The following is a 22,366-nucleotide window of genomic DNA, read 5'->3' on the forward strand; positions in this document are numbered from 1 at the left end:
AAGGGCCGCCCCGCCCCGCGGGGCGGCCCTTCTTCTGTGCGTGCGTCAGACGATCTGCAGGAGCTGGTGGCCCGAGCTGATCGTCTGGCCGACGGGCGCGTCGATGCCCGTGACGGTGCCGTCCTTGTGGGCGTGGATCGGCTGCTCCATCTTCATCGCCTCGAGGACGAGCACGAGATCGCCCGTGACGACCTCCTGGCCCTCTTCGACGGCGAGCTTGACGATCGTCGCCTGCATGGGCGACTTCAGCGCGTCGCCCGAGGCCCCGCTCGAGACGCCGGACGCCTGGTGGCTGCGGCGCGACGGCGGCACGTTCGCGGGGCGGCCGCGCGAGGCCGTCGGCTGCGTGACCTGGACGGGCAGGCTCACCTCGACGCGCTTGCCGCCCACCTCGACGACGACGCTGTGGCGGTCCTCGGCGGGCTGCACGTCGTGCGCCTCGCCGTCCCACGGCGGGATGTCGTTGTCGAACTCGGTTTCGATCCAGCGCGTGAACACGCCGAACTCGCCCGACTCGGCGGTGAACGCCGGGTCGCTGACGACGGCGCGGTGGAAGGGGATCACGGTCGGCAGTCCCGCGATCTCGAACTCGGCGAGGGCGCGGCGCGAGCGCTCGAGCGCCTCGGTGCGCGAGCGGCCCGTGACGATGAGCTTCGCGAGCATCGAGTCGAAGGCGCCGCCGATCTCGTCCCCCGTCGTCACACCGGAGTCGACGCGGATGCCGGGGCCACCCGGGATCTTGAAGGCGTGGATGGGGCCGGGCTGCGGCAGGAACCCGCGGCCGGCGTCCTCGCCGTTGATGCGGAACTCGAACGAGTGGCCCTCGGGCGTCGGGTCGTCGTAGTCGATCGTGCCGCCGGCCGCGATGCGGAACTGCTCGCGCACGAGGTCGATGCCCGTGACCTCTTCGCTGACGGGGTGCTCGACCTGGAGGCGCGTGTTCACCTCGAGGAACGAGATCGTGCCGTCGGCGCCGACGAGGAACTCGCACGTTCCCGCGCCGACGTAGCCGACCTCCTTGAGGATCGCCTTCGACGACTCGTACAGGATCCGGTTCTGCTCCTCCGTGAGGAAGGGCGCGGGCGCCTCCTCGACGAGCTTCTGGTGGCGGCGCTGCAGCGAGCAGTCGCGGGTGGAGATGATGACGACGTTGCCCTCGGCGTCGGCGAGGCACTGTGTCTCGACGTGGCGCGGCTTGTCGAGGTACTTCTCGACGAAGCACTCGCCGCGGCCGAACGCCGCGACGGCCTCGCGCGTCGCCGACTCGAACATCTCGGCGACCTCGTCGAGCTCGCGCGCGACCTTGAGGCCGCGCCCGCCGCCGCCGTAGGCGGCCTTGATCGCGATGGGCAGGCCGTGCTCCTCGGCGAAGGCGATGACCTCGTCGGCCGTCTCGACGGGGCCGGGCGTGCCGGGAGCGAGCGGCGCACCGACCTTCTCGGCGACGTGCCGGGCCGTGACCTTGTCGCCGAGCGACTCGATCGCCTCGGGGGAGGGGCCGATCCAGACGAGGCCGGCATCGATGACGGCGCGCGCGAACTCGGCGTTCTCGGCGAGGAAGCCGTAGCCGGGGTGCACGGCGTCGGCGCCGGAGCGGCGGGCGACCGAGAGGATCTTCTCGGCGACGAGATACGTCTCGGCGCTCGTCGATCCGCCGAGCGCGTACGCCTCGTCGGCGCGGCGCGCGTGCAGCGCGTCGCGGTCCTGGTCGGCGTAGACGGCGACGGAGGAGATTCCGGAGTCGCGGGCCGCACGGATGATGCGGACGGCGATCTCTCCACGGTTGGCGATGAGCACCTTGCGGATAGCGGGCATGGATTCGAGCCTATCCAGCCCAGCGCCTCGTCTTTTGATTGACCTCCACAACATACGCCGCGTTTCGTATGCGGAAGGCCACGATCGATCAGTCGCGGCGGTTCCAGAGATCCGTCCACTCGACGCCGAGCTCCCGCACGAGGCGGCGCACCGTCGACAGCGACATCCCGACGACGGTCGAGGGATCCCCGTCGACGCGCTCGATGAACGCGCCGCCGAGGCTGTCGACAGTGAAGGCGCCCGCGACCTGCAGCGGCTCGTCCGTCGCGACGTAGTCGGCGATCTCGCGATCGGTGACGTCGGACGCGAAGGTCACGGACGCCTCCGCGACGTCGTGCGCCCACGACAGAGATCCGCCGGCGAGGCGGATCACGGCGTGGCCGGAGTGGAGGACCCCCGTCTTCCCGCGCATCGCGCGCCAGCGTTCGGTCGCCCGCTCCGGCGTGTGGGGCTTGCCGTAGATCGTGCCGCCCAGCTCGAACATCGAGTCGCCGCCGATGACGATGCCCTCGAAGCCCTCGCCCGCGAGTCGCCGGGCGACGTCCTCGGCCTTGCGCTGGGCGAGCAGCAGCACGTGCTCCGCCGGTGGGAGCACACGGGATTCGGCGCGTTCGACCTCGGCGATCACCGCCTCCTCGTCGACCTGCGGCGCGGCGAGGCGCGGCTCGATGCCGACCTGGCGCATGAGCATGAGGCGGGCGGGGGACGTCGACGCGAGACACACCTGCATGTCCACAAGTCTTCCCCACGTCCGCAGCTGCTGACTGCGGACTCGACGGAGACTCGCGGACTCGCCATGGAAGACTTGTGCGATGCAGACTGGCGACGTCATCGACCTCGACATCACGGGGGTCGCGCACGGCGGCGTGTTCGTGGCCCGGCACGGAGCGGCGGGCGACGACCCCGGCCTGGTCGTCTTCGTTCCCGACACGCTCCCCGCCGAGCGGGTGCGGGTCCGCGTGACCCAGGTGAAGAAGTCGTTCGCGCGGGCCGAGACCCTCGAGGTGCTCGACCCATCGCCGCACCGCCGTGCCCACGTGTGGCGCGAGGCGGACATCGACAACGCGCCGGAACGACGGCCCGGCGGCGCCGACTTCGGACACATCGCGCTCTCGCACCAGCGCGAGCTCAAGCGGCAGGTCGTCGCGGACGCGTTCGCGCGCTTCGCGGGCGGATCCGTCCCGGTCGCGGTCGACCCTGCGCCGGACGAGACGCCGGACGGCACCCGGTGGCGCACCCGCATCGGCCTCCACGTCGACGCCGACGGCCGCGTCGGCCCCTATGCCGCGCGAAGCCACGACGTCATCGAGGTCGGCGCGCACCCGCTCGCGACCGAGGGCATCGAGGAGGCCGCCCTGGCGCTCCGCGGTCAGGAGGGGCGCATCGATCTCGTGCAGCCCGCCGACGGCGATGTGCGGATCCTGCGCCGCCCGGCGCGGGGCCGGGTCCGCGGCGCCGACGAGGTCGTCGTCGAGCGCGTGGCGGGCCGGGAGTTCCGCGTCGACGTGGGCGGATTCTGGCAGGTGCACCGCGGGGCCGCGACGGCTCTCGACGCCGCCGTGCGCCACGCGCTCGACGGGATCCCCGCAGACGGAGACGCGCACCACCTCGACCTCTACGGCGGCGTCGGCCTCCTCGCGGCCGCGCTCGCGCGGCACGGCGATGGCGCGCGCGTGACGACCGTCGAGTCGGCGCAGCGCGCCACCGGACACGCGCGTGACAACCTCCGCGATGTCCCCGTCGAGGCGGTCACGGCGCGCGTCGAGCGGTTCATGGACGCGCTCGAACCGGATCCGTCGCTCGCGCGCGGCGTGACCCTGCTGGATCCGCCGCGGGCCGGCGCAGGGGAGCGCGTCGTCCGCCGGATCGCGGCGCTCGACCCGCGCGCCGTCGTGTACGTGGCGTGCGATCCCGTCGCGCTCGCGCGCGATGTCGGCACCTTCCGCGAGCTCGGCTACGACCTCGACGGGGTGCGCGCGCTCGACCTGTTCCCGTCGTCGCACCACGTCGAGGCCGTCGCCGTGCTCCGACGCGCGTGAGACGCGTGAGAGCGGTCCCGTCATGCCGATACCCTGAGCGGTATGACGACCGTCGCGCTCATCGATGACCACGAGTCCGTCAGGCTCGGGCTGCACTCGGCGCTCGACGGCAACGGATTCGTCGTCATGTTCAGCGGCGCGACCGTGACCGAGTACGTGCGGGCCCGGCGCGCCCGGGGCCAGCGCCCTGCCGACATCGTCCTGCTCGACCTCACGCTCGGCGACGGCACGACCGTCACGGAGAATGTCTCGCGCCTCGCGTGGCAGTCGAACGTCATCATCCACTCGGTCGCCGACCGCCCCGCGATCGTCCGCGAGGCGCTCGCCGCCGGAGCCGTCGGCGTCGTCAGCAAGGCGTCTCCGCTCGGCGAGGTGGTCGCGTCCGTGCGCACGGTCGCGAGCGGCGAAACCCTCGACAACGTCGAGTGGGCGAGCGCGGTCGAGAGCGATGTCGACTTCGCCGACGCCCAGCTCTCGGGCCGCGAGCGCGACGTGCTGCGCCTCTACGCGGCGGGGCTGCCGATGAAGGCGGTCGCCGAGCGACTCGGCATCGCGTTCTCGACGGCGCGGGAGAATCTCCGCCGCGTGCGCGGGAAGTACGTCGAGGTGGGCCGCCCGGCCCCGACGAAGGTCGACCTCCTGCGCCGTGCGATCGAGGACGGCATCGTTCCCGCTTCGGATGACGGGAGCCTCGAGCAGCCGGGGGCCTCCGATGCGCGCTGAGGGCCGGGCCGGGGCGCCCGCGCGGGCCTCGACCGCGACGATCGACCGGGCCTGGGAGCAGATCTCGCGTCGTCCGGATCCGCCGTACGCACGCCACGGCTACACCGGAGCCCGCATCGAGCGCGCGATCCAGATCATCGTGGCGGTCGGGACCGGCATCATGGGCGTGCAGTCGGCGATCTTCACCATCAACGACCGCACCGCGGGCTGGGGCTGGCTGCCGGTGATCGTGCTCCTCTTCGCGTCCATGGCCGCGATGATCGTCGCCTGCCTCCTCGGGCGCGGCGCGCGCGTCGCCTGCGGGATCTTCGCCTGCCTGTTCCCGGCCGTGCTCATCGCGTGGGCCGCGATCGATCCACCGCTCGGCATCTCTCCCGAACGCCAGCCCTGGCCCTACTTCCTGCTCGCGATCGCCACCGTCGCGGCCATCGTCGCGTTCACCCTGGCGTGGCAGATCGTGTCGGCGATCGGCGTTCCCGTCGTCTTCGCCGTCGGACGGATCCTGCACGGCGACGGCGCACGCGAGTACTGGATCCCCGTGGCCTATGACGTCTCGATCGCGCTGCTGCTGGGGATCGCCTTCGTTCTCGTCGCCTGGCTGCTGCGCGGCATCGCCGCGGGCGTCGACGATGCGCGCGCGGAGGCCCTGTCGGCGTACTCCGACGCGACGTCGATCGAGTCGGCCGAACGGGAGCGCGTCGAGGTCGCGACCCTCATGCACGACAGCGTGCTCGCCGCCCTCATCGCCGTGTCCCGTGCCGAGAGCGACCGCGAGCGCGAGCTCGCGGTGTCGATGGCGAGGGACGCGCTCGGTCGCCTCGCGAACGCCGAGGACGAGATGGTCATCGGCACGAACGAACCCGTCAGCGTCGTGCGCGTCACGCACGAGGTCCGCGAGGCCGTGGCCCAGCTCGGCGTCGACATCGACGTGGGGATGCCGACGGGCGCGGGGGTCGAGATCCCCGCGCGCGCGGCCAGGGCTCTCGTCCTCGCGACGACGCAGGCGGTCGCGAATGCGATCGAGCACGCCGACGCGGCCGGGCTCGCGGTCGACATCGACACGCGGGGCGGCGGCGTGCGGATCACCGTGCGCGACTCGGGGCCCGGCTTCGACCTCGACGCGATCTCCGCCGACCGGCTCGGGATCCGCGGATCCATCGTCGCGCGCATCGCGGCGGCGGGCGGGCGCGCGAAGATCGAGCCGTCGCGATCGGGGACGACCGTCACGCTCGACTACGAGCGGCAGGACGACCAGGCGGGGAGAAGCCGATGAGGATCCGCATCGCGCTCTCGCTGCTCGCGGGGGTTCTCGCGCTGTACTTCGCGGCGCGTGGGCTCATCCAGCCCATCCCGCACGAGACGCCGCTGCTCGGCATCGTCGCGGTCGCGATGTTCCTGGCCGCGACGGCGCTCGCGCTCGCGGTTCCGTCGTCGCCCGCCGCCGACGCCGTCGTCCGCGGCCCGGGGCGGATGCCGCTGTGGTCGGCGCTGCTCGCCAGCGCAGCCGCCGTGGCCCTTCCGTTCCTCGCGACGGCCGGCGCGAGAGCCGACGAGTCGATGGGCGCGCCGCACATGACGTGGTTCATCGGCGCGGGCGGTGTCGTCCTGACCGTCGTATGCGCCCGCAGGCGCGTGCTCTGTGCGGCGATCGGCATCCTCGGCCTCGCCATCGGCACATCGATCGTGCTCGAGAGCGTCGAGATGGCGTTCGTCGCCGGAATCCTCGGATCGATCCTCTGGGTGGGCGTCGCCTGGCTGGTCGTCCTGTTCACCGATCGCGCCCACCGCGACACCGATCGCCTCGTCGCGATCCAGCACGAGTCGGCCGCGTGGCGCGCGGCCCAGGAGTCGCGGAGGCGCGAGCGGCGCACCCGCGTGCAGTTCGCGATCGCGGAGGCAGGCCCCGTGCTCATCCGCGCGATCGAGACGTCCGGCGCGCTGACCGCCGAAGAACGCGAGCAGGCGCTCGTCGCGGAGGCGACCCTGCGCGACGAGCTGCGCGGCGCGAAGCTCCTCGACGATGCCGTACGGGCGGCGCTCCGAGACCGGCGCCTCGCGGGATCCGCCGTGACGCTCTTCGACGAGGGCGACCTCGACGACCTGGACGAGAGCGACCTCGCCCGCGTGCGCGGCGAGCTCGCCGACGTGCTGGGAGGCCTGCGCTCGCCGCAGATCATCGTGCGCACCGCGCGGCTGCCGGGGACGGCCGTCACGGTCGTCGGCCGAGGCGAGGGTGACGACGTCGAACTCTGGCGTGAGATTCCGCGCGCCGCGGGATGAGAGAGGGCCCGGGGCGGACTGAGCCGCCCCGGGCCGTGGAACGCAGAGCGGTTACCCGAAAACCGTCCGCTGTGGAGCCTGCCTTCTCCGCCTACCCTGGAGCGGAGGAGACGGCGAGCGCGATGCGCTCGACATCAACGTTAGTCGGCCGGATCCATCCGCGTAAGTCGGCCTTTTGGGGGACAAATGAGAGGTATTTTCACCCCCTGATGTGTATGTGGGACACAGGAAGCGGAGATCCGTTGTGTATGTCCGCCAAGGGGGTCGGCGGGGGCGCGGCTAGGGTGGAACGCGTGACCGAACCCGACATGTCGACCACCGCGGGCAAGATCCAGGATCTGCGCAACCGCTACACCGAGGCCGTCGTCGAGCCCGAGAAGAAGGCGCTCGAGAAGCAGCACGCCAAGGGCAAGCAGACGGCGCGGGAGCGCATCGAGCAGCTCATGGATCCGGGCAGCTTCGTCGAGCTCGACGAGTACGTCCGCCATCGCACGACGGCGTTCGGGATGGACCGCTCGCGCCCGTACGGCGACTCCGTCGTGACGGGCGTCGGCACGATCCACGGCCGGGTCGTCGCGGTGTACTCGCAGGACTTCTCGACCTTCGGCGGATCCCTCGGCGAGGTCGCCGGCGACAAGATCCTCAAGGTCATGAAGTACGCGCTGCAGGGCGGAATGCCGATCGTCGGGATCCTCGACTCGGGCGGCGCCCGTATTCAGGAGGGCGTGCTGGCGCTCGGCAAGTATGCCGAGATCTTCCGCCTCAACACACAGGCCTCCGGCGTGATCCCTCAGATCTCGATCATCATGGGGCCGGCCGCGGGCGGCGCCGTCTACTCGCCCGCCCTGACCGACTTCGTGATCATGGTCGACAAGACCAGCCAGATGTTCGTGACCGGCCCCGACGTGATCAAGACGGTCACGGGCGAGGACGTCGGCATGGAGGAGCTGGGCGGGGCGCACACGCACAACACCCGATCCGGCGTCGCCCACTATCTCGCCGACGACGAGGAGGACGCGCTCGACTACGCGCGTTCGATGCTCAGCTACCTGCCCGACAACAACATGGCGGATCTGCCCGACTACGCGTCGGACTTCGAGTTCGAGACGACCGACCTCGACCGCGAGCTCAACGGCGTCATCCCCGACTCGCCGAACCAGCCGTACGACATCCACCAGGTGATCTCGCGTGTCGTCGACGAGGGCGAGTTCCTCGAGGTGCAGTCGCTCTTCGCACCGAACATCGTGATCGGCTTCGGCCGCGTCGAGGGGCGCTCTGTCGGCATCATCGCGAACCAGCCGCAGCAGATGGCGGGCACGCTCAACATCGACGCGGGCGAGAAGGCGTCGCGGTTCATGCGGTTCTGCGACGCGTTCTCGATCCCGATCGTCACCCTCGTCGACGTGCCCGGCTACCTCCCCGGCACCGACCAGGAGTGGACCGGCGTCATCCGGCGTGGGGCGAAGCTGCTCTACGCCTACGCCGAGGCGACCGTGCCCCTCGTGACGATCATCCTCCGCAAGGCGTATGGCGGGGCGTACATCGTCATGGGGTCCAAGCAGCTCGGCGCCGACGTGAACCTCGCGTGGCCGACCGCCGAGATCGCCGTCATGGGCGGACAGGGCGCCGTCAACATCCTGTACCGCGGCGAGATCAAGAAGGCGGAGGAGGCCGGCGACGACGTCGCGGCCGTGCGGGCGAAGCTCGCCGACGAATACACGTACAACGTCGCCAGCCCCTTCCTCGCGGCCGAGCGCGGCGAGCTCGACGGCGTGATCGAGCCGGCGCAGACCCGCGTCATGATCGCGAAGGCGCTGCGGTCGCTGCGCCGCAAGCGCGCCGAGCTTCCGCCCAAGAAGCACGGCAACATCCCCCTGTGAGGTCACGATGAACCCCGACCTCCCCGTCGTCCGCGTGACGGGCGGCAACCCGACCGACGACGAGCTGGCCGCCGTGATCGCCGTCGTCACCGAGCACTATGCCGAAGAGGCGGCGACGGCGACGGTCGAGGACGGCCCGTCGCACGACGCCTGGACCCGCTCCCATCGCCTGCGCCGCTACTCCCGCCAGCCCTGGGGCCGCTTCTCGGGCTGAAGGGCGGGGAACGGGGGCGGCGCGGCTCTGAGCGAAGGCGGAATCGCCGAACGAAGGCGGTTCGAGCGGAGATTCGAGATTCTCGGTGATCTGGCCTTGTCTCGACGCTCGGGCATTCAGCGCACGTGCCCTGCCTGGAGCCTGCCGCCTGCGGCCTCCAGTTCGCGTGCCGCGGCCGCGAGGAATGCCGCACGGTCGCCGGAGAGATAGGGATCCGCGAGCGCCGACGCGCGAGCGGGGTCCCAGTCGCGGAGCCGGCGCGGCAGGTGCTTGCCGGCGCCGATCCATCGGCGGTTCGCGAGAAGTGCGAGCTCCGAGACCTCGCGGAAGAGCGTGTGCATGAGCACGTGCGCCTCGAGCGGATCCGTCGCGTCCGCGAGGTCGTCGAGGACGTCGGTCACGACGTAGCGCCTCATCGCGAGCTGCGCGGGGGACGGATCCGCTCCCGCGTCCAGCACCTGCCGCCAGCGATCGCGGACCGCCGCGAGGGATCCATCGTCGTGGACGGCGGATCCGTTCACGAGCATGTCGACGATCGTCGGTCGGAACCGGGCGACGCCGCTCGCGGCCCATTCGCCGAACGCCTCCGGCGTGTAGGCGAACACCTCGAACACCTCGCCCGCGTGGGCGTATGTCGCGGCGAGGCTGTTCGTCTCCGCGTCGAACATGTCGGCGCCGATGAGGAGCAGGTCGATGTCGCTCGTGGCGGTGCGCGTTCCGCGCGCCGTGCTCCCCGCGACGATTGCGATCTGCGCGCGCGGAAAGCGCTCGGCGACGAACTCACCGGCGAGGCGAAGCGGATCCATGGAGACACGTTAGCGGCATGACCGACCCGTCACGAGCGGAGGCGAATGCGCCGAACTGAGGCGGATCGAGCCGAAATCCGCGATTCTCGGCGATTCCGCCTCATCTCGGACCGCGACGCGGGGCTGTCGCCTTCGCGCGACGGATGTCGTGCTCCACACGCTCCCAATCGTCGAAGACGTCGTGATAGGCGAATCGGAGGACGGGATAGCCGAGCGCCATGACCTCGCGGTCATGGGCGATATCGGCTCGACGCTGCTGTGGGTCGGAGTGATAGGCGAATCCGTCGAGCTGTACGACGACGCACTCGTCGACCAGCGCGTCGACGGGTCGTCCCGCGAGGACGTACTGCTGGACGATCCGGAACCCCGCGCGGCGGCCCCGCACCAGGAAAGTCGACTCGAACCCGGAGTCGGACAGCGACCCGACGTCGGCCGCGAGGCGGCGCGCCGCGACGGACCGCCACGGGATGGCCTGGATGCGTGGCACGGAGAGCAGGCCTGCGCGGATCGCAGACTCCCAGATCGCGAACGCGTCGTCATACGGCAGGCAGGTCGCGACATGCGCGAGCACGTTCTCGATCGGATCCACGAGCCTGCGGGGAGGACGCGTGATGATCGGCCTCGCACGATGACTCACTGCGTCGGCCGGTGACAGCGCTCCGTTGTGCGGCAACGCGATGTGCGGACGGCGGTCCACCGACGTCGGAACCCACAGCCCGAACCGCCCGAGCACGCTCACACACGTCGCGACGCCGCCGACGCGGGCCGCTTCTCGGATCTCGATCGGCGCGTCGGGCAGCGCGAGCCATTGCCGCCGCACGAGGTCGATGCCTTCTGCTCGCCGTGCCGCAAGAATGCGGCGCGACGTCCAGCCGTCGTCGAGCAGCGTGCCGCGGTGGCACCAGCCGCCGCGAGCGCGGAGGATCCGCGTCAGCTTCATGGTCGTTCTCCGTTCCGGTTCGGAGGCGAGGCGAAAGCGCTGAGGGAAGGCGGTTTCAGCGGTGATCCGTGATTCTCGGTGATCCGGCCTCGCCTCCGGACAGAGCATGCCGAGTTCGCGTCGCGCTCGCTCGGCGCCAGGAAGGGGCGTTGTGGAGAGCCAGCCGAAGTCAGCGGATGTGAGCACGCTGACCCCGTAGGCTCGAGCGCATGTGGTCGCTCGCCCAGAACGTGTCGCCCCGCGTCGTCGAGGTGTCGCACACCGGATCCACCAACGCCGATCTCGTGGCGGCGATCCGCGGGGGAGAGGCCTGGCCTCACCAGGCGGTGCTGCTCACGCGCGATCAGCGCGGGGGGCGCGGCCGGCTCGACCGACAGTGGACGACGCCCGCCGGATCCGCGCTCGCCGCGTCGGTCGTGCTGAGGGTCGGAGGGATCCCTGCGGAGCGCCGCGGGTGGATCCCGCTCGTCGCGGGCGTCGCGATGGCCGATGCCGCGTCCGCGCAGCTGGCGAGCCGCGCCGGCGTGAAGTGGCCGAACGACGTGCTCGCGGGCGGGCGCAAGCTCTGCGGGATCCTCGCCGAGGTCGCCGACGCCGAGACCGTGGTCGTCGGCAGCGGCGTGAACACGCGCATGACGGCGGAGCAGCGGCCCGTCGACACGGCGACATCGTTTGCGGTCGAGGGCGCCGACGTCGATGAGGACCGCCTCCTCGCCGACTACCTGCGCCGGCTCGGCGAGCTGATCGCGCAGCTGGAAGGCGGATCCGTGCGCGACGTCGTGCGCGACGCGTGCGTGACGATCGGCCAGCGGGTCACGGCACACCTTCCCGGCGGCGACGCGGTCACGGGCACCGCAGTCGACCTCGACGAGGACGGGCGGCTCGTCATCGACGCGGGGGAGCGCATCGCCGTCGCGTCCGGCGACATCGTGCACCTCCGCCCGGCCTGACTCCGGATCCGCGCCGACGCGGGGCGCCGTCGCGCGTGCGGGCGGACCCGCGCGAGAATGGACGCATGACCGACCCCCAGCAGGAGCTGCGCATCGCGACGTTCCGCCGCAGCGCGGCAGCGCTGATGTGGTCGGCGCTCGTGCTCATCGCCGTGTCGGGGGCGACCGGGTACCTGCTCACGAACCTGCCGGATCCGTTCGAGGACTGGATGCTGCTGGCCGCGGCGGGCCTCATCGTGCTCTTCGCCGTGATCGTGCCCTGGTGGCGGTGGGCGTCGCGAAGCTATCTCGTCACGACGCGGCGGGTCATCGCCACGCGCGGCGTCGTGATCCGGCGCCGGAGCGAGCTCATGCATGCGACCGGGTACGGCGTCGAACTCATCCGCGGTCCGATGCAGGGCATGTTCGGGACGGGCACGCTGCGTCTCTCGTCGGGCGAATCCGTGCTCGAGCTGCGCAGCATCCACAATCCGAAGCTCGTGCGCGAGACGCTGTCCGACCAGATCGAGATCTGCCAGATCCTCGCTCATCGCGCGGCCCAGCAGGAGGCGGCAGACCCCTACCTCGACCGGGATCTCGGCTGATCGCGCGCACAGATCGCGCCGCCGACCTGAGAAGATGGACGAATGACGAAGTGTGTCGGTGTGGTCGGTGGAGGGCAGCTCGCCCGGATGATGATCGCTCCCGCGGTGGAGCTCGGGATCGAGATCCGGGTGCTCGCGGAGCAGGACGGGATGGCGGCGCGGCTCGCGGCGACCGCGACCGGCGACTACCGCGACATCGAGACGGTGCGGGCGTTCGCGCGCGACGTCGACGTGATCACCTTCGACCACGAGCACGTGCCGCAGGAGGTCCTGCGCGCCCTGGTCGATGACGGCGTCGCCGTGCATCCCGGGCCCGACGCGCTGAGGTTCGCGCAGGACAAGCTCGTCATGCGGGCGAAGCTGGCCGAGATCGGCGCTCCGCAGCCCGATTGGGCGGGCGTCGCGACGCGCGTCGAGCTGCAGGCGTTCCTCGACGACCATGGCGGCCGCGCCGTCGTGAAGACGCCGCGCGGCGGGTACGACGGCAAGGGCGTGCGCGTGGTGCGCGACGCGAGCGAGGCCGATGACTGGTTCGACGCCTTCGCGGGGGAGCGGATCCTCGTGGAGGAGCTCGTCGACTTCCGCCGCGAGCTCGCGCAGCAGATCGCGCGGAGCCCGCGCGGCGAGATGACGCACTACCCGGTCGTCGAGACCGTGCAGAAGGACGGCGTGTGCGCCGAGGTCTTTGCGCCCGCCCCGCAGGCGAGCGAGCGCGCGGTCGAGCTCGCCGCCCGCATCGGCAACGAGATCGCGCACGGCCTCGGCGTGACCGGCATGCTCGCCGTCGAACTGTTCGAGACGACCGATGAGCGCCTCCTCGTCAACGAGCTCGCGATGCGGCCCCACAACAGCGGCCACTGGACGCAGGACGGCGCCGTCACCTGCCAGTTCGAGCAGCACCTGCGCGCAGTGCTCGACCTGCCCCTCGGATCCGCGGAGCAGACGGCCGACGCGACGTGCATGGTGAACATCCTCGGCGGACCGGCGGGGATCTCGATCGACGAGCGCTTCGAGGTCGCGATGCGCGCGCACCCCGAGGCGAAGATCCATACGTACGGCAAGGCATCGCGGCCCGGCCGCAAGGTCGGCCACGTCAACGTCGCGAGCGACGACATCGACGACGCGGCGTATGTCGCGCGCGCCGCCGCCGCACACTTCGAGTGACGGGTCGCCACGTAAAGACAGCATTCGGCCTCGACCCATCGACAGGATGCCGCGCGCGCCGCTCTCAGCGGTTCACAAGCGCGTCCCCTACCCTGACAGGGTGCTCCCCTCGTCTGATACCCCCCTCGTCGGCGTCGTCATGGGCTCCGACTCCGATTGGCGCGTCATGCAGGATGCCTCCGCGGCGCTGACCGAGTTCGGCATCGCCCACGAGGTCGAGGTGGTGTCGGCCCACCGCACCCCCGACAAGCTCGTGAGCTACGGGCGCGAGGCGCGCGGGCGCGGCCTGAAGGCGATCATCGCGGGCGCGGGGGGCGCGGCGCACCTGCCGGGCATGCTCGCCTCGCTCACGGCGCTCCCCGTCGTCGGGGTGCCCGTCAAGCTGAAGAGTCTCGACGGCATGGACTCGCTCCTGTCGATCGTGCAGATGCCGGCGGGGATCCCCGTCGCGACGGTGTCGATCGACGGCGCGAAGAACGCGGGCCTCCTCGCGGCGCGCATCATCGGATCCGGAGACGCGGCGGTCGCCGACCGCGTCGAGGCGTATGCGCGTGACCTCGAAACGCAGGTCGAGGAGAAGAACCGGCGACTCAAGGACTCGCTGTCGTGACCGTGGCCGCCGATCGCATGGCGGTTCCGCGGGGCTCGGTCATCGACGCGACCCCGCTGCGCACGCCGGACGTCGCGAACGCGACGATGATGACGCGCCGGGGATGGTGGCTCGTCGTGCTGAACTTCCTGATCCCGGGATCCGCGCAGTCGCTCGCGGGGAACCATCGCCTCGGCAAGCTGGGGCTCGGAGCGACGCTCACGATGTGGGCGCTCATCGTGATCGCTGCCCTCGGCGGCCTGTTGTGGCGGTCGGGCACGACGTCGATCCTGCTGAACCCGATCACCCTGTTCGCACTGGCGGTCGTCGTCGTCCTGTACGCGGTGCTATGGGTGATCCTGTCGATCGACACGCTCCGGCTCGTCCGGCTCGTGCGGACCCGCGCCCCGCAGCGCTTCCTCATCGCGCTGCTCGCGATCGCCCTCGCCGTCGTGCAGGGGACCGCGGGCGCGCTCGCCGCCCCGCGCCTGTTCGCCGCCGCCGGCGGCATCGGGTCCATCTTCAGCAGCTCGGCGCCCGTCGTCGAGCCGAGCGACGGCTACTACAACGTGCTGCTGCTCGGCGCCGACTCGGGCGAGGGTCGCGACTCCATGCGCTTCGACAGCATCTCGGTCATCTCGGTGAACGCCGAGACGGGTGCCGTGACGATCACGGGCATCCCGCGCGACCTGCAGCACTTCCCCTTCAGCGACGGCAGCCCGATGCAGGAGCTGTACCCGAACTACTTCGAGGGTCTGGCCGATCAGACGTGCGGCTGGGGGAGCGGCGTCAACCAGCTGACGAACGCCGTGTCGTTCTGCCGCGAGGACGGCGGCGCGAGCCTGTATCCCGACGCCGAGCGCCATGGATCCGATCCGGAGATCGAGGCGACGAAGGACGCCGCCGAAGGCCTCACTGGCCTCGAGATCCCGTACTTCGTCTCGATCGACATGCACGGCTTCCAGGCGCTCATCGACGCGCTCGGCGGCGTCGAGATCACCGTGACGGAGCGCCTGCCCGAGGGGCCTGGACCCGCGTACGACGGCCAGCCGGCCGAGGAGTGGGCGACGGGCTGGATCGAGGAGGGCACCCAGCACATGAGCGGCGAGACCGCCCTCTGGTACGCCCGATCGCGCTATACGACGAGCGACTGGGACCGCATGGAGCGCCAGCGCGAGCTGCAGCAGGCCGTCATCAGCCAGATGACGCCGCAGAACGTGCTCGCCCGCTTCCAGGAGGTCGCCGCGGCAGGAACCGACGTGATCCGCACCGACGTTCCGCAGGGGCTCGTGTCGACGTTCGTCGACCTCGCGGTGCTCGCGCGCGAGCAGCCCATGACGTCGATCGAGTTCAACCCGGATGCGGGAGTGGACCAGGAGTGGCCCGACGCCGCGGCGACCCGCGCGATGGTCGACGCCGCCCTGCACCCCGAGGGCGAGTGAGCGGACGTGCGGCTCCCAGGAACCGGCCCGGCCGAGCGATAGGATCCAGTGTGACTTTCTGCGGACGACTTCTGCGAGGCGCAGCTCTGTGACGACGATCGATCTGTCCGACTACGACGTGCCGGGCCGTGGGCGCGGATTCAGCGATGTGCTGCGATGGCGATACCTGCTGTCGCTGCTGATCCGCAAGGGCACCTCGACGCGGTACCGCAACTCCGCGCTGGGGTGGACCTGGTCATACGTCAAGCCGCTCATCCAGTTCTTCATCTACTACGCCGTCATGGGGTTCATCTTCGGGATGGATCGCGGCCTCGAGAAGTACCCGCTGTACCTGTTCGCGGGCTTCATCACGGTGCAGTACTTCAACGAGGCGTTCGGCAACGCCACGAGCTCCGTGCTCGACAACAAGGCGCTCGTGAAGAAGATCTATCTGCCGCGGGAGCTGTTCCCGATCGCGGCGATCGCGGGCGCGTTCATCCACTTCCTGCCGCAGCTCGTCATCCTCCTGGTCGTCGCGATCATCTACGGCTGGGTGCCGACCCTCGCGGGTGTCGGGGCGGCACTGCTCGCGCTCCTTCTCGTCAGCCTGACGGCGCTCGGCCTCGGACTGTTCTTCGCGGGCCTCAACGTGCGCTTCCGCGACGCCGGCAACTTCGTCGAGGTGCTGCGCCAGCTCGCGACATGGGCGTCGCCCGTGCTCTACACCTGGCAGCTCATCCAGGAGCACATGGGGAATCTGGTGCTCTACCTGTACATGATGAACCCCATCACGGTGTCGGTCGAGCTGTTCCACTACGCATTCTGGAAGTCCGCCGTCGGCGACTCGGAGAAGGCAGGAGACGGGCGCTGGATGGGCTTCGCCCCGCACTTCGAGCTCTACGTGATCGGCACATTCGTGCTCGCCCTCATCTTCGTGGCCGTCGGCCAGGCCACCTTCCGCCGCTTCGAGCGCACCTTCGCCCAGGACCTGTGATGTCGAACACGCTGCAGCAGACCTCCGCCGCCTCGCCGGCGATCATCGTCGACCACGTCACCAAGACCTTCCTCAAGCGCAACACGCACTCCTTCAAGGAGGCGTTCGTCGGCTGGACGAAGGGCAAGAAGGTGCGCGCCGACCAGTTCCACGCGCTCGACGACGTGAGCTTCCAGGTCGGCGAGGGCGAGGCCGTCGCGGTCCTCGGCTTCAACGGATCCGGTAAGTCGACGACGCTCAAGATGGTCTCCGGCGTCATGGAGCCCGATAAGGGGCGCGTCTTCACCCGCGGGCGCGTCGCGGGCCTCATCGAGGTCGGCGCCGGCTTCCACCCCGAGCTGTCTGGCCGTGAGAACGTCTTCCTCAACGCGGCGATCCTCGGGATGAGCCGCAAGGAGATCGAGGCGCGCTTCGACGACATCGTCGCGTTCAGCGAGATCGGCGACTTCATCGACCAGGAGGTCAAGCACTACTCGTCGGGCATGTTCATGCGCCTGGCGTTCTCGGTCGCGATCCACGTCGACCTCGACGTGCTCCTCGTCGACGAGGTGCTGTCCGTCGGCGATGCGCCGTTCCGCAAGAAGTGCAACGACAAGCTCGAGGAGCTCACGAAGCAGGGCGTGACGATGCTCGTCGTGAGTCACAACATGGCGACCGTGCAGAAGCTCTGCTCGCGCGGCATCGTCATCCACGAGCACAAGGTGCTCTTCGACGGGCCCATCGAGGAAGCCGTCGAGACCATCCGCAACACCCCCCACTGAGCCGCGAGCGTGCGGCCCCGCGTCAGCGGCCGAGCTTGCGCTTGAGGATGCGGAGGGCGCGCTCGGGGAGGCTGTAGCGCGCGATGTCGTCGCGGATCCTGGTCTCCATCTCGGCCAGGCGCTGGTCGATGTACTTCGTCAGGTAGAGGGCGAGGCCGGATCCGTGCTCGTCGACGTACTCGCGCAGAGCTTCGTCGCGGATCTGCGCGTCGAAGCGGCGATGCAGGCGGTCGCTCGAGATGACGCTGTTGCCATCCGCGCCCGACTGACCGGGGCGCTGGTGCCAGTAGGCGTAGGGCGTGTCGTCGTCGAGATACTCGAGCGCGCCGCGCGTGAGCACCTGCAGCGCGAAGTTCCAGTCGCCCACGACAGGCAGCGACTCGTCGTAGAGGCCGAGCTCATCGTGCAGCTCGCGACGGTAGACGAAGCCGATCGGCACGAAGCGGTTGAACAGCAGGGTGTCGCCGAGGGTGGGCGCCGTGAGCTGCTGCTGGAAGATCTCGCGGCCGATCTCGGTGAGATCGCCGTCGTCGCCCGCGCGCTCCCACACGATCTCGATCCTCGACACGACGCCGCCGCGGCGCGCGTTCCTCTCGGAGTCGAGATAGCGCACGGCGCGCTCGAGGAACTCGGGGTGCCACGAGTCGTCGTCGTCGTGCAGCACGAGGTACGGCGCCGTCGTCGTCAGGACGCCCGCGTTCGCGCTCGCCCATCGCCCGTGCGACTCGCGACGGTGCAGGACCCGGACCTTCTCGCGGTGCTGCTCGGGCACGCGCGCGACCATGTCGTCGACGGCCCCGGGATCCCCGCCGTCGTTGACGACGACGCACTCCCACGCGGTCTCGGTCTGCGCCGTGATGCTCCGCAGCGCACGATCGAGGAACCGCGGGCGATCCTTCGTGCGGACGACGATCGCGACCCGCGGCTGGGTCATCTCAGCGCCCCATGCCGGTGTACGTCCAGCCCGCGTCGCGCCATGCCGCGGGGTCGAGGATGTTGCGGCCGTCGAACACGACGGGGCGCGCGACCTTCTCGGCGGTCTCGATCGGGTCGAGCGCGCGGAACTGCTTCCACTCGGTCACGATCACGACGGCCTCGGCGCCCGCGAGCGCGGCGTCGAGAGACTCGGCGTAGTCGAGCTGCGGGTGCACCCGGCGCGCGGTCTCCATCGCCTGCGGGTCGTACGAGACGACCTCCGCGCCGAGCCCCTTGAGGCGCACGGCCACGTCGAGCGCGGGGGAATCGCGGATGTCGTCGCTGTCGGGCTTGAACGCGAGGCCGAGAACGGCCACGCGGTGCCCGAACGGCTGGCCGTCGAACGAGTTGACGACGATGTCGACGACGTGCTGGCGCCGACGGAGGTTGATCTCGTCGACCTCCTTGAGGAAGCCGACCGACTCGCCCTTGCCGAGCTCTTCGGCGCGAGCGACGAAGGCGCGGATGTCCTTGGGGAGGCAGCCGCCCCCGAAGCCGGCGCCCGCGTTGAGGAACTTCCGCCCGATGCGCACGTCGTGACCGATCGCGTCGGCGAGCTGAGTGACGTCGGCGCCCGTGACCTCGGCGATCTCGGCCATCGCGTTGATGAAGCTGATCTTCGTCGCGAGGAACGAGTTCGCGGCGACCTTGACGAGCTCGGCGGTCGCATAGTCGGTGACGAGGCGCGGCGTCTCGCGCTCGAGGATCGACGAGTACACGGCATCGAGCGTCGCGACGTCCTCGTCGCCCGTCTCGCGCGACACGCCGTAGACGAGGCGGTCGGGGTCGACCGTGTCCTTGACGGCGAATCCCTCGCGGAGGAACTCGGGGTTCCACGCGAGGCGGATCCCGTGCGGGGCCACGATGTCGGCGAGCCGCGCGGCCGTGCCGACGGGGACGGTCGACTTGCCGGCGATGAGGGATCCGGCCTTGGCATGTGGCACGAGGCCGTCGATGGCCGCGTCGACGTACGTGAGGTCGGCGCCGCCGCCGTCGCGGCGCTGCGGCGTGCCGACGCCTACGAAGTGCACATCGGCCGATTCCACGGCCGTGTAGTCGGTCGAGAACGTGAGGTTGCCGGAGGCGAGGCCCGCCTTCAGGATCTCCTCGAAGCCGGGCTCGTGGAACGGCGGCTGGCCCGCAGAGAGCATGGCGATCTTCGCCTCGTCGACGTCGATCCCGACGACCTGATGGCCGAGCGACGCCATCGCGGCCGCGTGGACGGCACCGAGGTAGCCGCATCCGATCACGCTCAACTGCATGGGGAGTTCTCCTTCATCTGAGCCGATTCACCGCCCGCGGAGGGCACTCGTCATATCCTGCCACGGCGAACCGTCGCATATCCTGGTGCGGCTATGCGAGGATCCCCGCGCCCCCATCCCGACGACAGCAGCGCTCCGCTGCTCACGGTCGTCATCCCCACCCATGACGTCCGCCCCTGGCTGCGGCAGACGCTCGACTCCGTGCTGCGCCAGCAGGGCGACATGGAGGTCGTGATCGTCGACGACCGGTCGAGCGACGGCACACTCGAGACGGCGCGGGAGTATGCGGCGCGCGATCCGCGCGTGCGGGTGATGTCGTCGCCCGCGCCCGGCGGGGGTTCCGCGCGCAACGCGGGAGCGGACGCCGCGCGCGGCCGATACCTGATCTTCGCCGACGGCGACGACCTCATCCCCGACGGCGCGTACCGGGCGCTCGTGGACAGCCTCGAGAGCTCCGGATCAGATATGGCCGTCGGCGACTACCTCAAGTTCCGCGCGGTCGACACGTGGCGTCCGACGGCGGCGATGCCCGCGTACGATCGGCCCGCGCGCGGCATCTCGCTCGCCGACGCGCCGACGCTGCTGTACAGCCGGCCGTGCTGGAACCGCGCGTTCCGCACCGACTTCTGGCGCACGAGCGGGATCCGCTTCCCCGATGTTCCGCGCTCGAACGACATCGTCCCGATGGTGACCGCCCTCGTGCGGGCGGAGGCGATCGACGTCGTCGAGGACGTCGTCTATGTCTACCGCGAGCGGCCCGGCCGCGGATCCATGACGGCGCGCGCGGGGGCGGCGACCTCGCTCGTGAGCTACCTCACGCAGGAGGCCGCGTGCGCACGGCTCGTGCGCGAGAGGGGCGGGCCCGAACTGGACCGCGTGTTCTCGAACCTCGTGTGGGATCGCGACGGCTTCGTGGCCGTCGCGCGGTACGCCCTCGCGTGGCGCGAGGCCGGTGCGGGCGACGAGCTCGTCGCCCGGCACCTCACGGAGCTCCTCGAGGTGGCTCCGGAGCCCGGACCGGACGTCGCGCCGCTGCGCCGGCTGACGCTCGAGCTCGCCGCCGCGGGCGACTTCGCCGCGGCACACGCCGTCGCACGCGTCGCGGCCGGAGCCCCCGACGGCGACGACGCCTCGGAGCAGCGCGCGGACCTCGTCGGCACGTGGCGGGCGCTCCTCGCAGCGATCCCGGGACACCGCCCGCTCTCGGACGACGAGCGCGACGCGATCCTCGAGCGCCTCGCGCGCCAGCTCGCGCAGCCGCGCCCCGCGGATCCGGCTCCTTGGCGCGCACTGCTCGCCGAGGCCGAGGCGGTCTTCGGGCCGCGCGTGCGGCTGTTCGCGGCCGATGCCTGGCAGGGATCAGGAGGCGATGGCGAGCGCATCGCCGAGCGTGCGCGCACCGCCGCCCGCGTCGAGGGCGTCGCGGGCGGCCACCTGCTCGCGATCGACGGCGTCGTGGATCCCGGCGCCGCCGATGTGCGGCCCGCCCTGATCGACGGTGAGGCGAGCATCGACGCGGGCGAGCTGCGGCTGATCGAGCCGGCGAGCGTCACGTGGACGACGTCGCCCGACGGCGTGCGCGGCTTCTCGGCGGCGTTCCCCGCGACCGGGCTGCCGTTGCACCGCCCTGTCACGCCCGTCGTCGTGACGCCCTCCGGCGCCGTCCTCGGAGTCGAGGCGGAACCCGAGCTGCCGCCGTATGCGCCGCGTGACGCCTTCCTCTACGACGTCATCGACGGCGTCCTCGTGGTGCGCCGCCGACGGCACTGGATCCCTCGCGCCGCGCGCCGCGCGATCCTCGTCGCGGCGGAGCGGGCCAGGCGCCGCTGACGGCTCGCGGGTGCCGGGTGGTCGGTGCCGGCCCCGTTGACGACCAATCGGCACCAGCGAGGACGGGATCAGGCCGTGAGGGAGCGCAGGAGGGCCGAGTAGTCCCGCGATACCTCCCATGGGGCGATCGGGGTGAGGAATGCCTCGAAGTCGGCCGGGCCGACGCCCGCGAACAGCGCAGGATCCGCGAGGAGCTCGGCGATGGACCCCTTCGGATCCGCGGGATCGAAGAACGCCACCCAGCGTTCGCCGCCGAACTGCGCCACGAGCCCAGGATCCCTCGGCAGGATCACGGGCACGTGGAACGTCGCGGCGAGGTGCACGCTGCCCGAGTTGAGGATCGCGCGATAGGGGAAGCATGCGACATCGGCGGCGCGGAACCAGCGCGCGATGTCGGCGTCGTCGACGAACTCGAGGTGGGTGATCGTGCGCAGGCCGTCGGGGAGCGAGGCCTCGAACTCGGCGCGTGGCATCTCCTTGACGGCGCCCGCGAGCATGAGCACGAGCTCGTCGTCGCGCGCGGCATTCGCGGCGGTGGCCGCGGCGGCGAGCGCACCGACGCCCTTGTACGGGCGGATCTGGCCGAGGAACAGCACGGAGGTCGCGTCGGGGGCGATGCCGAACGAGGCGCGGGCGTCGGCGCGCGTGACCGACGTGTCGTAGACCCCCTCATAGCTGGGGTGGGGGATCCGCCGCAGCTTCGCGGGGTCGAGCGTCGTCACATCGGCGATCGCCTCCGGCGTGTGGGGCGCCATGATGTGGATCGCGTCGGCGCGCTCGGCGATGAGCCGCATGAGCTGCACCTCGAGGTCGTGGAAGGTGAGCTCGTGCGGGAGGCGGTTGTGCACGGTCCACACGAGCTTCGCGCCGCGCTCCTGCAGGCGGTCGAGCATCGTCGCGACCTGGTGCAGGCGTCGGCGGGCGTCGGGCTCCGACTGCGCCTGCTGCACGATCGGCGTCGTCCAGTGCACGTGGAGGACGTCCCCGGTGTCGAGGGTCGCGGCGCCCGAGATGAGCTCGTCGTACGACCGGGCGGACTCGACGCGGAACCCGTCGGCGGCGGCCGAGAGCTGCAGCAGGTTGAGGAAGGCGTTGTTCAGATACGCCGGGAAGACGAGCACACGGGGGCCGGATCGCAT

The 22,366-nt window shown here is 70.9% G+C and carries 21 protein-coding genes; 14 read left to right on the forward strand and 7 right to left on the reverse strand.

Going from position 1 to position 22,366, the window contains the following annotated elements; translation table 11 throughout:
* Positions 1-45: 45 nt before the first annotated feature.
* The gene (locus tag GB932_RS11945; protein ID WP_156760925.1) at positions 46-1,815 is read right to left on the reverse strand and encodes an acetyl/propionyl/methylcrotonyl-CoA carboxylase subunit alpha; all 1,770 of its coding nucleotides are present in this window, start codon (positions 1,813-1,815) and stop codon (positions 46-48) included.
* An 88-nt stretch (positions 1,816-1,903) separates the two neighbouring features.
* Positions 1,904-2,545 (reverse strand): Maf family protein, encoded by a 642-nt coding sequence (locus GB932_RS11950; RefSeq protein ID WP_156760926.1) that lies wholly within the window; start codon positions 2,543-2,545, stop codon positions 1,904-1,906.
* A gap of 82 nt (positions 2,546-2,627) precedes the next feature.
* Between GB932_RS11950 and GB932_RS11955 the strand changes: the two genes are divergently transcribed.
* The 6 genes from GB932_RS11955 (at position 2,628) to GB932_RS11980 (ending at position 8,951) form a co-directional block, all read left to right on the forward strand.
* Positions 2,628-3,854, forward strand: coding sequence for a class I SAM-dependent RNA methyltransferase (locus GB932_RS11955; protein ID WP_156760927.1), 1,227 nt, complete (start codon positions 2,628-2,630; stop codon positions 3,852-3,854).
* Positions 3,855-3,896: 42 nt separating this feature from the next.
* A complete protein-coding gene (locus GB932_RS11960) occupies positions 3,897-4,577 on the forward strand; it encodes a response regulator transcription factor (RefSeq protein ID WP_156760928.1) in 681 nt (226 codons plus the stop codon).
* On the forward strand, positions 4,567-5,850 hold the full coding sequence (locus tag GB932_RS11965) for a sensor histidine kinase (protein WP_156760929.1): 1,284 nt from the start codon (positions 4,567-4,569) through the stop codon (positions 5,848-5,850). The genes GB932_RS11960 and GB932_RS11965 overlap by 11 nt, the downstream gene beginning before the upstream one ends.
* The gene (locus GB932_RS11970; protein ID WP_156760930.1) at positions 5,847-6,857 is read left to right on the forward strand and encodes a hypothetical protein; all 1,011 of its coding nucleotides are present in this window, start codon (positions 5,847-5,849) and stop codon (positions 6,855-6,857) included. Before GB932_RS11965 ends, GB932_RS11970 begins: the two co-directional genes overlap by 4 nt.
* Positions 6,858-7,105: 248 nt before the next feature.
* A complete protein-coding gene (locus tag GB932_RS11975; protein ID WP_156760931.1) occupies positions 7,106-8,737 on the forward strand; it encodes an acyl-CoA carboxylase subunit beta in 1,632 nt (543 codons plus the stop codon).
* Positions 8,738-8,744: 7 nt separating this feature from the next.
* Positions 8,745-8,951: an acyl-CoA carboxylase subunit epsilon gene (locus GB932_RS11980; protein WP_156760932.1), complete on the forward strand. Its 207-nt coding sequence runs from the start codon at positions 8,745-8,747 to the stop codon at positions 8,949-8,951.
* Between the two features lie 116 nt (positions 8,952-9,067).
* Here the strand turns inward: GB932_RS11980 and GB932_RS11985 are convergent, their stop codons facing one another.
* A complete protein-coding gene (locus GB932_RS11985; protein WP_156760933.1) occupies positions 9,068-9,757 on the reverse strand; it encodes a nucleotidyltransferase domain-containing protein in 690 nt (229 codons plus the stop codon).
* 100 nt (positions 9,758-9,857) lie between these two features.
* The gene (locus tag GB932_RS11990; RefSeq protein ID WP_197517456.1) at positions 9,858-10,697 is read right to left on the reverse strand and encodes an endonuclease domain-containing protein; all 840 of its coding nucleotides are present in this window, start codon (positions 10,695-10,697) and stop codon (positions 9,858-9,860) included.
* A gap of 209 nt (positions 10,698-10,906) precedes the next feature.
* Between GB932_RS11990 and GB932_RS11995 the strand changes: the two genes are divergently transcribed.
* The 7 genes from GB932_RS11995 (at position 10,907) to GB932_RS12025 (ending at position 17,160) form a co-directional block, all read left to right on the forward strand.
* Positions 10,907-11,647: a biotin--[acetyl-CoA-carboxylase] ligase gene (locus GB932_RS11995; protein ID WP_156760935.1), complete on the forward strand. Its 741-nt coding sequence runs from the start codon at positions 10,907-10,909 to the stop codon at positions 11,645-11,647.
* A gap of 65 nt (positions 11,648-11,712) precedes the next feature.
* Complete coding sequence (locus GB932_RS12000; protein WP_156760936.1) at positions 11,713-12,231, forward strand: PH domain-containing protein; 519 nt, start codon at positions 11,713-11,715, stop codon at positions 12,229-12,231.
* Between the two features lie 42 nt (positions 12,232-12,273).
* The gene (locus GB932_RS12005; RefSeq protein WP_156760937.1) at positions 12,274-13,395 is read left to right on the forward strand and encodes a 5-(carboxyamino)imidazole ribonucleotide synthase; all 1,122 of its coding nucleotides are present in this window, start codon (positions 12,274-12,276) and stop codon (positions 13,393-13,395) included.
* 139 nt (positions 13,396-13,534) lie between these two features.
* Complete coding sequence (gene purE, locus GB932_RS12010) at positions 13,535-14,005, forward strand: 5-(carboxyamino)imidazole ribonucleotide mutase (protein WP_156760968.1); 471 nt, start codon at positions 13,535-13,537, stop codon at positions 14,003-14,005.
* Complete coding sequence (locus GB932_RS12015; protein ID WP_231916153.1) at positions 14,002-15,426, forward strand: LCP family protein; 1,425 nt, start codon at positions 14,002-14,004, stop codon at positions 15,424-15,426. Before purE ends, GB932_RS12015 begins: the two co-directional genes overlap by 4 nt.
* An 88-nt stretch (positions 15,427-15,514) precedes the next feature.
* Positions 15,515-16,399: an ABC transporter permease gene (locus GB932_RS12020; RefSeq protein WP_231916155.1), complete on the forward strand. Its 885-nt coding sequence runs from the start codon at positions 15,515-15,517 to the stop codon at positions 16,397-16,399.
* Positions 16,399-17,160 carry an ABC transporter ATP-binding protein gene (locus GB932_RS12025; RefSeq protein WP_156760939.1) on the forward strand — a complete coding sequence of 254 codons (762 nt, stop codon included), beginning with the start codon at positions 16,399-16,401 and terminating at the stop codon, positions 17,158-17,160. The genes GB932_RS12020 and GB932_RS12025 overlap by 1 nt, the downstream gene beginning before the upstream one ends.
* Before the next feature lie 22 nt (positions 17,161-17,182).
* Here GB932_RS12025 and GB932_RS12030 read toward each other — a convergent pair whose 3' ends face one another.
* Positions 17,183-18,094, reverse strand: coding sequence for a glycosyltransferase family 2 protein (locus GB932_RS12030; RefSeq protein ID WP_156760940.1), 912 nt, complete (start codon positions 18,092-18,094; stop codon positions 17,183-17,185).
* Position 18,095: 1 nt separating this feature from the next.
* Complete coding sequence (locus GB932_RS12035) at positions 18,096-19,397, reverse strand: UDP-glucose dehydrogenase family protein (protein ID WP_156760941.1); 1,302 nt, start codon at positions 19,395-19,397, stop codon at positions 18,096-18,098.
* A 93-nt stretch (positions 19,398-19,490) separates the two neighbouring features.
* Between GB932_RS12035 and GB932_RS12040 the strand changes: the two genes are divergently transcribed.
* Positions 19,491-21,227, forward strand: a complete 1,737-nt coding sequence (locus GB932_RS12040; RefSeq protein WP_156760942.1) for a glycosyltransferase family 2 protein — start codon at positions 19,491-19,493, stop codon at positions 21,225-21,227.
* 68 nt (positions 21,228-21,295) lie between these two features.
* Here GB932_RS12040 and GB932_RS12045 read toward each other — a convergent pair whose 3' ends face one another.
* Positions 21,296-22,366: a glycosyltransferase gene (locus tag GB932_RS12045; protein ID WP_156760943.1), complete on the reverse strand. Its 1,071-nt coding sequence runs from the start codon at positions 22,364-22,366 to the stop codon at positions 21,296-21,298.

Origin of the sequence: Microbacterium karelineae (genome assembly GCF_009745985.1) — a bacterium.
GTDB lineage: Bacteria > Actinomycetota > Actinomycetes > Actinomycetales > Microbacteriaceae > Microbacterium > Microbacterium karelineae.